This window comes from Candidatus Electronema sp. TJ, assembly GCF_048287355.1.
Classification (GTDB): Bacteria; Desulfobacterota; Desulfobulbia; order Desulfobulbales; family Desulfobulbaceae; genus Electronema.
The window spans coordinates 1-9,544 of the sequence record NZ_JBLWEP010000094.1 but is presented as its reverse complement, the minus strand read 5'-3'; the positions used below and the strand labels follow the sequence as shown (position 1 = coordinate 9,544).

9 protein-coding genes are annotated in these 9,544 nt (G+C 50.8%); all 9 read left to right on the top strand.

Features of this window, described 5'->3' with window-relative positions; all coding sequences use genetic code 11:
* The first annotated feature begins 285 nt into the window (after positions 1 to 285).
* The 9 genes from ACNKID_RS07990 to ACNKID_RS07950 all read left to right on the top strand — a co-directional run bounded on the left by ACNKID_RS07990 (position 286) and on the right by ACNKID_RS07950 (position 9,384).
* Positions 286 to 429, top strand: a complete 144-nt coding sequence (locus ACNKID_RS07990) for a hypothetical protein (protein WP_417912913.1) — start codon at positions 286 to 288, stop codon at positions 427 to 429.
* A gap of 254 nt (positions 430 to 683) precedes the next feature.
* On the top strand, positions 684 to 1,430 hold the full coding sequence (locus ACNKID_RS07985) for a glycosyltransferase family 2 protein (protein ID WP_417912912.1): 747 nt from the start codon (positions 684 to 686) through the stop codon (positions 1,428 to 1,430).
* Positions 1,431 to 1,438: 8 nt separating this feature from the next.
* Complete coding sequence (locus ACNKID_RS07980; RefSeq protein ID WP_417912911.1) at positions 1,439 to 2,389, top strand: glycosyltransferase family 2 protein; 951 nt, start codon at positions 1,439 to 1,441, stop codon at positions 2,387 to 2,389.
* Between the two features lie 19 nt (positions 2,390 to 2,408).
* Complete coding sequence (locus ACNKID_RS07975; RefSeq protein WP_417912910.1) at positions 2,409 to 3,587, top strand: hypothetical protein; 1,179 nt, start codon at positions 2,409 to 2,411, stop codon at positions 3,585 to 3,587.
* Positions 3,553 to 4,920 carry a surface carbohydrate biosynthesis protein gene (locus tag ACNKID_RS07970; protein WP_417912909.1) on the top strand — a complete coding sequence of 456 codons (1,368 nt, stop codon included), beginning with the start codon at positions 3,553 to 3,555 and terminating at the stop codon, positions 4,918 to 4,920. Before ACNKID_RS07975 ends, ACNKID_RS07970 begins: the two co-directional genes overlap by 35 nt.
* A gap of 6 nt (positions 4,921 to 4,926) precedes the next feature.
* Complete coding sequence (locus tag ACNKID_RS07965) at positions 4,927 to 5,688, top strand: hypothetical protein (RefSeq protein ID WP_417912908.1); 762 nt, start codon at positions 4,927 to 4,929, stop codon at positions 5,686 to 5,688.
* A complete protein-coding gene (locus ACNKID_RS07960) occupies positions 5,688 to 6,911 on the top strand; it encodes a glycosyltransferase family 4 protein (protein WP_417912907.1) in 1,224 nt (407 codons plus the stop codon). Before ACNKID_RS07965 ends, ACNKID_RS07960 begins: the two co-directional genes overlap by 1 nt.
* Positions 6,908 to 8,287 (top strand): MBOAT family O-acyltransferase, encoded by a 1,380-nt coding sequence (locus ACNKID_RS07955; RefSeq protein WP_417912906.1) that lies wholly within the window; start codon positions 6,908 to 6,910, stop codon positions 8,285 to 8,287. Before ACNKID_RS07960 ends, ACNKID_RS07955 begins: the two co-directional genes overlap by 4 nt.
* Positions 8,287 to 9,384, top strand: a complete 1,098-nt coding sequence (locus ACNKID_RS07950; RefSeq protein ID WP_417912905.1) for a hypothetical protein — start codon at positions 8,287 to 8,289, stop codon at positions 9,382 to 9,384. The genes ACNKID_RS07955 and ACNKID_RS07950 overlap by 1 nt, the downstream gene beginning before the upstream one ends.
* Positions 9,385 to 9,544: the final 160 nt, after the last annotated feature.

Here is a 9,544-nt window from a genome sequence, read left to right as displayed (position 1 = left end):
CTCGGAAAACATTGTCGTTTTCAAAAACAGCTTATTTTCATGAACTCGCAACACGCCTCTTTATTGTCCGCTACAATCTGAAATTAAAGGCATCACTTTCTATTTAACCACCACCAGATTTTGAACGGCATCTTATGGGCACTGCGGACCGACGTGTCGTGGAAAGATTTGCAGGAGCGCGGCGAAATTAACCTCCGGGAGGCATTCGTGGGACGGCAATTTTGTTCCGGTCAAAAAAGGGGTGCTGCTGTCAGCCGGACAAAACTCGGCAAAGGCGGCAGAATCATGGCAGTTGCGGACTCTTCTACCGCCGCCCCGCCTGCCTTGCAGGCACTGCGCCGCATGAAGCGGTGCTCGTGGAAACGAGCCGTGGTCAGTTTTTTCATTGCCGAAAAACCTGAAAAGCTCATTGGCGGCCAAAGCATATGACAGCGACAAACTCAATGATGATCTTCAGAAAAATCAAATGTTGAGCTGGTCGCCCCGCACCTCAGCAACAGGACAGTACCAAAAACTCAGGACGGACGAAAGCTGAAGCGGCATAAACGCCGCTGGAAAGTCGAACGGCTTTTCGCCTGGCTTCAAAAGGCTGGTTGTCCGATCTGAGCGACATCTTGATAATTTATTGTTTTTTTACTGCTCGCTTGCTCAATTATTTTACTCCGTTTTTTTGAGATAGATTTATGGGAAATCATCTGTATTCAATCATCACAGTCTGTCTTGACAACGAACAAGGTGCTGCAAAAACAGCAGAGTCAATAGTTAAACAGACATTCTCTAATTTTGAATGGATATTTATTGATGGTGGTTCACAAGATAATTCAGTCAATGCAATCAGAGACAATCCTGCTCTTACTCATCTTGTTTCTGAGCCAGACGAAGGGATTTATCATGCCATGAATAAAGGAGTTTATCTATCTCAAGGTGATTATTGCATTTTTTTGAATGCAGGCGATTGGTTTTATAATGAGAATGTTCTCGAAAATGTGTCAAATCGATTAGAAGGTGATCTTGTTGTCGGATGGTTAAATGTTATCTATCCTGATAGTTTCCGTAAACAGTCAAAAATTAGAAGACTTGATCAACAGGATGTAAGAAGAAAATTTCTCTATCATAGAACGCTGCATCATCAATCAACATTTATTAAAAGATCATTGTTTAAAAAATACGGATGCTATGATCAAACATTTAAAATATACGGTGACTGGGATTTTTTTTTGAGAGTTATCAATAAAGGGGTTGATTTAAAATTTATAAAATTGTGTATTGCTAATTATCCATTTGATGGTATCAGCTCAACATCTATAGGGACGGCTTTCAACATTAAAGAAATCAATAGAATCCGCCAGAGGCATTTTTCAATTTTATATAGAGTAAAACGATATATTATTGATCGTATTGAAGGGGTATTCAATATTAGAGGTTTCTAAGGAATGTCATGCCTATAGTAAGTGCTGTAATCCCATGCTACAATCATGGAGAATATATTGACAGAGCAGTTGACTCTGTATTAAATCAAACTATTAAAGATATCGAAATTATTATAGTGAATGATGGCTCTACAGATGATTATAGCAAAGAAAAGTTGAAAAATTACAATAAGCCAAAAACAAAAGTATTACATACAGATAATAATGGGCCATCGGCAGCACGGAATATCGGGATATCACATGCGAATGGAATGTATGTCCTTGCCTTAGATGCAGATGATTATTTTTTGCCAACCTTTCTAGAAAAAGCAGTAGTGGTTTTTGAGCAGCAAGCCAATGTTGGTGTGGTAGCATGTGGAATACAGCAGTTTGGTCTTGATTCATCTAGAAAAATGCCTCGTGGAGGCGATGTGAGATCATTTCTTACCCCTTCAGGTTTAGCAGGTAGTGCTCTGTTAAGAAAAATATGCTGGGAGCAAATTGGTGGATATAATGAAAGTATGAAGACAGCAGGATATGAAGATTGGAATTTTTGGTTAGATATCACCAAACGAGGCTGGATAGTTCATGTCATTGATGAATATCTTTTTTGTTATAATTGGCAAAATGGGTCAAGAAGAACAAAATTGAATAAGCAAAGGGAAGAGTCGCTTGCTCATGTGATTCGTAATCATATAGATGTATTTGGAAAATATGTTGATCTTGTTATACTGCATAAGGATGCAGAGGTTGTAGCTATGAGGAAACAACGAGATATTCTTGCATCTTCCTTGGAATATAGAACGGGAAAGAAAATTTTAAGGCCAATTCGATTTCTTCAACAGCAAATTACTAAAGAATATAAATATCAAAACAATAGTTTTATTAAACTAATATTTAGAATAATTGCTTGTATAAAAAATAAATCAATTTATACAGTTTATATTTTTATTTGTGATCATATACGAGATAAAATATAGTATATTTTGAAATTTAACAATGCCTCCGAGAATTCTTTTTTTGCGTTCTTGCACAAAGATTGCCTTTTCGTCATTTGTAGCAGGAGGACTTTGTTGTTCAAAAAAAAATGCCTTCATACAGTATCCGCTTCTTAATTGTGATAATTTATCTAAACTCAATAAATTATATAATCCTGTTATAGCCAAAGAATATCTTGAACAAAATATTATTTCAAGCACCAGTGAGCTTAGAACTCAACTTGAAACAGGTTATTTTGACCTAATAATATTATTAGCTCATGATACTCCATTGTTTAGTTTCCAAAAGACAAGCTGGATGAAAAAATTAAGGAATCTTGTTGCATTTTTTAAGAAAAATAAGGATGCTGAATCCTCGACAGGTTTAAACTGTTTCTCAGGGATAACAGATAGTATTGCTAAAATAGCATATCGAGTGCCAATCGTTATTATTGATTTCGATGATTGGATATGTCTTTCGCTATCAAGTCAACATATTCTACAGTATTGCACATTTTATTACAAACGAGAACTGCCATTCAACCGTTTTTTCCTCTATTATCAGCATCGTCCTGCCCATTGGCGAAAGATGCGAGAACAATTACTTCCTCATTGTGCAAAAATGCGCAGGATGCCTTTGGGAATCGAGGATCAGAAATATCAGGATTTAAAAAAATTGCGCAAAGACGAACAAGATATTGATGTGTTCTTTTGTAGCCAACCAACAAGTACCTTGCGGATACGAGCTATTGAGAAATTAAGTAACCTTGCTGACACAACAAATTGGAAAATTGTGCTGGCAGATTCCATGCCCTTCAAGGAATTTTGCGATCATATAGCCAGAAGCAAGATAACAGTTTCTGTATCCGGCGGCGGCTGGGACTGCTTCCGTCATTACGAGGCTGCCGCCTTAGGCTCGCTGCCCTTGATGGACCAGCCAACTGTTGACACCTGCTGGCGGGACATTGCTGACGGAACTTTTTTCTTCGACAGCACCTTCCGCAATTTTCAGGAACGGCTGGAATTCTTTTTAACCTGCCCGGAGCGCAGAAGCGCGGCGTTGGCGGCCATCACGCGGCATGTGGAGCAGGACATGCTGCACTCAAAAATCGTCGAACGGATCGTCGCCGAGCTGCTGCACAAAAAAAATAACCGTCATCGGAACCATGCCCTCGAAACCGCTGCTGATCATCCCGGCTGAAACCAAAGTGCGGGAGCTGGATGCCAAGCTCCTGCTGGCTGTTGTCGCCCTCCGCAAAGGCTTTGACGTGGTGGTCGGCGCGCTGAAGGAGATGAAATATTTGGTTGATCTGCTCGACCGGGGCATTTTTCTTGACAAAAGCGTGGCAAAGACCAAGCAAAAATGGTTTGCCCGCTACCGGGAGCTGGGACACCGCATCGCCGCGCTGGACGAGGAGGGATTGGTCTACTTTGACGCGGAAACCTACCGCCAGCTCCGCATTTATCCGCCGTCCATGGCCGAGGCCGAGCTGTTTTTCGCCTGGGGGCCAGATCAGGCCGAGGTGATCGCTCCGGCGGTCGGCAGTCTGGCGGAGCGCATCCGCGTCACTGGAAATCCCCGCTTCGATCTGCTCCGCCCGGAACTGCGCAAGGTCTATGCGGAAGACGTGGCGGAACTGCGGCGGCAGCACGGGCGGATCATTTTGATCAACACCAGCTTCGCCTTCTCCAACCGCGCTGACGGCGCAGAGGCTCTGCGCCAGACCTTCGCCCAGTACCCGATCTCCAAAGAGCGGCCTAGCTTTTTTGAAGGCTGGACAACGGCGCAGGCCAGCGTGATGGGTTCCTTCAAAGAAATGCTGCCGCAGCTCCGCCAGCATTTCCCGGAACACACACTGATCATCCGCCCGCATCCCTCGGAACGCTTGGACACTTGGCGGAATTTCACCGCCGCCATGCCCAAGACCGAGGTGATTCGCGAGGGCAATGTTGTGCCATGGATTCAAGCTTGCGACGCGCTGATCCACTGGAACTGCACCACGGCCATCGAAGCCTATCTGCTCGGCAAACCTGCCTTCGCCTACCGCAAGGAACAGCCGGATCAGTACGAGCAGCAGCTGCCCAATGCGTGCAGCTTCCATGCGTGCAGCCCGGAGGAACTGCTGCGGCTGCTGGAGCAGGCTCTTGCCGGAACGTTGGATTTTACTGATGAAGCTGCGGCACGGCGTGACAAGGCCTTGCAGCGGCACATTGCCTCGCTGGAGGGCAACCTGGCGGCGGAGCAGATGATTGACGAGCTGCTGCCGATCGCCCGCTCGTTCGAACGCAAATGGAGCCTGCCGGAGACTGGATTGCGGATGCTGAAGCGGACATGGCGGGCAGTGCTGGATCAAGTGCATCCAGACCGGCACAGCCGGGACAAGTATGTGGCGGTCAAATTCCCGGACACCGGGATTGATGAGGTGCGGGCGCGGGTGGCTGTGTTGGCGGAATGCCTCCAATATTCTGCCGAAATTTCGGTGCGGCAGGCGGGCTGGAACTGCTTCTCGCTAACCGCTGCTGACCGGCAGTAAGACTGCATGGCAGTCCTTGTCGAGCTGTTCGGTCTGCCCGGATCCGGCAAGAGCTTTCTAACTCATGAGCTGCACCGCAGGCTGAAAGAGCAGGGCATCAACTCGCTGGACCGCCAGGCAGCAGTGCAGCTCTGTTTGCGGCGGAAGGATGACGGCCCACTGATGGCCGTGCTGAAAAAGTTCCCTCATGCAATTTGGGGCCGCCTTGTTCATGAGCATCACTGCTTGCCGGAGCTGCTGAATTTTTTCGCCCACTATCCTGCGCTGTCCGCCTTATATCAGCAGGACTTGAGCCAAAGCGGCGCAGCGGAATCAACCATCCGCAACCTGCTCGGCGCGTTTGCCGCCTCCTGTGTGGAGCGGCAGCTTTTCGAGAACTTGGGCCCTGCGGATGAGCTGATTCTTGCCGACGAGGGCTTCTGCCACCGTTTTTTCACCCTCTACGGCAATCTTGCCATCGCCCGCAGCTGCGAGGAAACAGAGCGGTATCTTGACCTGCTGCCGCCTCTGCGTGGCGTAATTTTTGTTGCCAGCCCGGCGGCCCTCTGCGCGGAACGGATGCGGCAGCGCAAGCGCTGGCCAGTCTTGCTGGCTGACGCTGCTGAAGATCAGCGCATGGCTGTTCTGCGGCACGGCGAGGAGCTGCTGCGCGGGCTGGCGGCGGCCTTGCAGCGGCGGAATGCTCCTTGCCACATCTATGACGGCGTTTCTTCCGACATCACGCCCGTGAGTGAATTCTGCCAAACGCTGCTCCAGCAGGCAAACTGATGCGCATCTGCATGTTGAGCTATTACTACTGGCCAACACCGGCAGGCGGCGCGGAAAGCCAGTGCCGGAAACTGTCCGCCGCTTTGGCTGCCCTCGGCCATGAATGCACAGTGCTGACCATCCGGCAATGTTGGGCCGATCCTGCCCGGCAGACAGAAGAAAGCGGCGTGCGGATAGTCCGGCTGCCGATAGTGGAGACTCTGCTGAACAGACGGCGCAAGAGCGGGCAAGTACTTGGGCAAACGAAAAACGCCAGCATTGCAGCTCCGCCGCAAGCTGATCAAATTTCCAGAACATTCAAGAATTTTCTCGAATTTCTGCTGAAATACAGCAACAGTCTCGCCTTCATCATTGGCACGCTCTGCTATCTGGGCCTCTGCCGGAAAAAAATAGACATTCTGCATGTGCATACAGCGGAATGGATTGCCGGGCTAGCCGCTTGGGCTGGAAATGTTTTTCATTTTCCGGTGGTCTGCAAGGGGTCCAACATCCCTGTTTTTCCGCAGCGGCAAAGCGTTCCCTTCGCCGCATTCTTTGACGCATGGCGGCGGAAACCGCATTTCATCGCCCTTACACCTGCTATGCGCGAGGACATGCTGAATAACGGCGTTCCTGCCAGCCGCATCAGCGTCATCCCCAATGGGGTCGAGCTGCCTGCCCGCACTGCTTCGGTAGAAAATAATAAGGATTTTCTCTATATCGGCAATTTCAGCCAGTCTGCCGCACACAAAGGCTTTGATGTGCTGATCGAGGCTTGGGCGGCTTTTCACCGGCTGCGTCCAGAACCCCGCCTTATCATGCTCGGCGGCGGCGATGCCAGTCCTTGGCGGCGCATGGCCGAGCAGCTCGGCTGCGCTGAATCCATTGAATTTGCAGGTTATCAAACTGATCTGGTGCCTTATTTTTTGCAAACCTGCTGTCTGCTGCTGCCCTCGCGGAAGGAAGGCATCTCCAACGCCCTGCTGGAGGCGCAAAGCTGGGGCATTCCAGCGATTGTTTCCGACATTCCAGCCAACCAAGCGGTGGTGGAGCATGGGCAGAACGGGCTGCTGGTTTCAGTCGGCGACAGCAAGGCGTTGGCGGCAGCCATGCTGCGCTGCTGCGACGAGCCGGAATTCCGCCGCCGCTGCGGCGCAGCAGCCCGGCGGCGGATGGAAGAGTTTTTCGCGATGGACAGGGTGGCCGCCCGAACTGTCGAGCTGTACCAGCAGCTGCGCACATGATTTTCACATCCTCCGTTTACGCGATCTTTCTGGCCGTTGTTGTCACTGCGTACTGGGCCTTGCGGCAGCGGCAGGCGCAAAATTTATTCCTGCTGGCGGCCAGCTATGTCTTTTATGGCTGGGTGACACCGTGGTTCTGCCTGATCATCGCTGCGGCCACTGTGACAGCCTACGGCTGCTGCCGGGGCATGGCCGCCTTTCCTGATCAGAAAAAACGCTTCCTGCTGATCAGCCTCTGCGTCAACCTCGGCCTACTGGCCTTGTTCAAGTATTTCAATTTTTTTATTGAAAGTGCCCAGCTGATGTTAGGCGCGCTTGGCCTCAGCGTCCAGCCTGCCGTGCTGCGGCTTGCTCTGCCTGCGGGCATCTCCTTTTACACCTTCCAGCTGGTCGGCTGCGCAGTTGACACCTATAGAGGCCAGACACCGGTGCGGAAAAATTTCATTGACTTCGCCCTCTTCACCTCCTTCTTTCCGCTCCTGCTCTCCGGCCCGATTGAGCGGGCCAACTCGCTCCTGCCACAGATTGAGCAGGACAGACGCTGGGCTTGGAACATCTTCAACACCGCGTGGCCGCTGCTGCTGGGCGGGCTGTTCAAGAAATTAGTCATCGCCGACAGCCTCGCTTTTTATGCGGACAAAATTTTCATGCTGGAAAATCCCGGTCCGCTCCTGCTGCTGGTCGGCACATTCGCCTTCAGCATTCAGATTTATGCTGATTTTTCCGGCTACACCGACATGGTGCGCGGCTCGGCCCGGCTGCTCGGCTTTGAGCTGACCCAGAACTTCAATTTTCCCTATTTCGCCATTTCGCCCTCAGATTTCTGGCGGCGGTGGCATATTTCGCTGTCCACGTGGATTCGGGACTACATCTACATTCCGCTGGGCGGTTCGCGGCAGAAAAGCCAGCTGCGCCACGCCGCAGCGCTTCTGCTCACCATGTCGATCTGCGGCCTCTGGCACGGCGCGGCGTGGACGTTTGTCCTCTGGGGGCTGTATCACGGCTTGGCCAGCTTTGTTTACGCCACGCTGGGTTTCGGCGGCCGCTGGCGGCCTGCGGGAAAACTTGGCACTGCGGCAGCTTGGCTGCTGATGTTCGCTGTCATCCAGTTCGGCTGGCTGATTTTCCGTGCGCCGTCGGCAAGCTGGCTGGCAGCCGCGCTCTGGACACCTGCTCCGGTGACAGCCGATATGCACATTGCCGCCGCAGTCATCGCTGTGCATTGCGCCTTTCACCTGCTGCCGCTGGGCCTGCTGGCTTTGGCGGAAAAAAAATTTCCACCCCTGCTGCGCAGCCCGGTTTACGCCCTCCTTCTCCTGCTGACCGTGCTGCTGCGCAGCGAAGCAGGACAAGATTTCATTTACTTCCAGTTCTGATGGCCCGCAGCATCCTGCTTTTTGCCACCGTCCTGCTTTGCTTCGCCCTCTTCACGCTACCCTTCGGCCTGCCGCAGCGCATGGCTTTGGTGGACCGGCAGATCACCCCGCAAGCGGCTGGCATGGTTGGTGACAAATACTATGACGACGTGGTGCGGAAGCTCAATCATCGGCAGCCGGAGCTGATTCTGATCGGCAATTCCATGCTCGGTGAAGGCGTTGACGAGCGGCAACTGGAATCGCTGTTGGACATGCCCGCTGCCGCTGTCTGGAATGGCGGTGTCGGCTCGGCTTGGTGGTATTTAGCGGTGAAAAATATCATCCCTCAGCTGAAAAAGAAGCCTGTTCTTGTCGGCATAGTCTTCCGCGACAATCATCTGACGCTGCCAGCGATGCGGGTCACGGGCAAGCACAAGCCGCTGATTGATAGATTGGCGGGCGAAAATGAGGCACTGCTTGACCGGCTGGCTTATCTCAGTCAGGAAAATTTTCTCAGCCTGCAACTGAAGAAACATATTCCTCTTTTCAACAAAAGAGAGTATTACAAACAGGCTGTTGACGTAGTTTTGAAAAGAGCGGCCAGCATCCTGCTCCGCCTGCCTAACACTAAATCGGTTGACCAAGCTGCGGCTTCGGTTTTTGCCAGCGGCAAGATGATTCCCGCCCTGCTCAACCAGCGGCAGCTTGACGACGAACGCCAGCAGGACAGCGCGAAGGAGGACATGACTTTTCAGCCGGAAAAGACCTTTCTCAAGCCAATAATTGAGCTGTGCCGCGAGCAGAATATCCAGCCGGTGTTCATCCGGGTGAAACGCCGCCGCGATCTGGAACCCGGCAAACAGCCGCCGGAACTGCTGGCCTACATGGACAATTTGAGGAAATATTTGCAGAACAATAAGGCGCATCTACTTGATTACACAGATCACCATGCCATTCAGAAAGAGCATTTCGGTGAAGGTGACCATCTTAACCGGCAAAGTGGCAGGCAGCTGTTCACCGTCCTGCTTGCAAATGATCTGAAAAAATATTTTGCAGCTGCAAGAAAAATGACTTTTCCTGCTTGGAATCTTGTCATGAGGGTACCACTTAAGGGGTAGCGGTTAAATCTTCCAATCCGTGACACGCGCTGCCGGAGAGCCAGGTTGAACCGTTCAATATGACTTGTTTTTCCGCTTTCCTTCCCGAGAGAAGAGTGAATTCCAAAGGCTGCGTACGCACTCCTTGTCCCTGCTTCCGGCATATACTCCGGCAATTTTT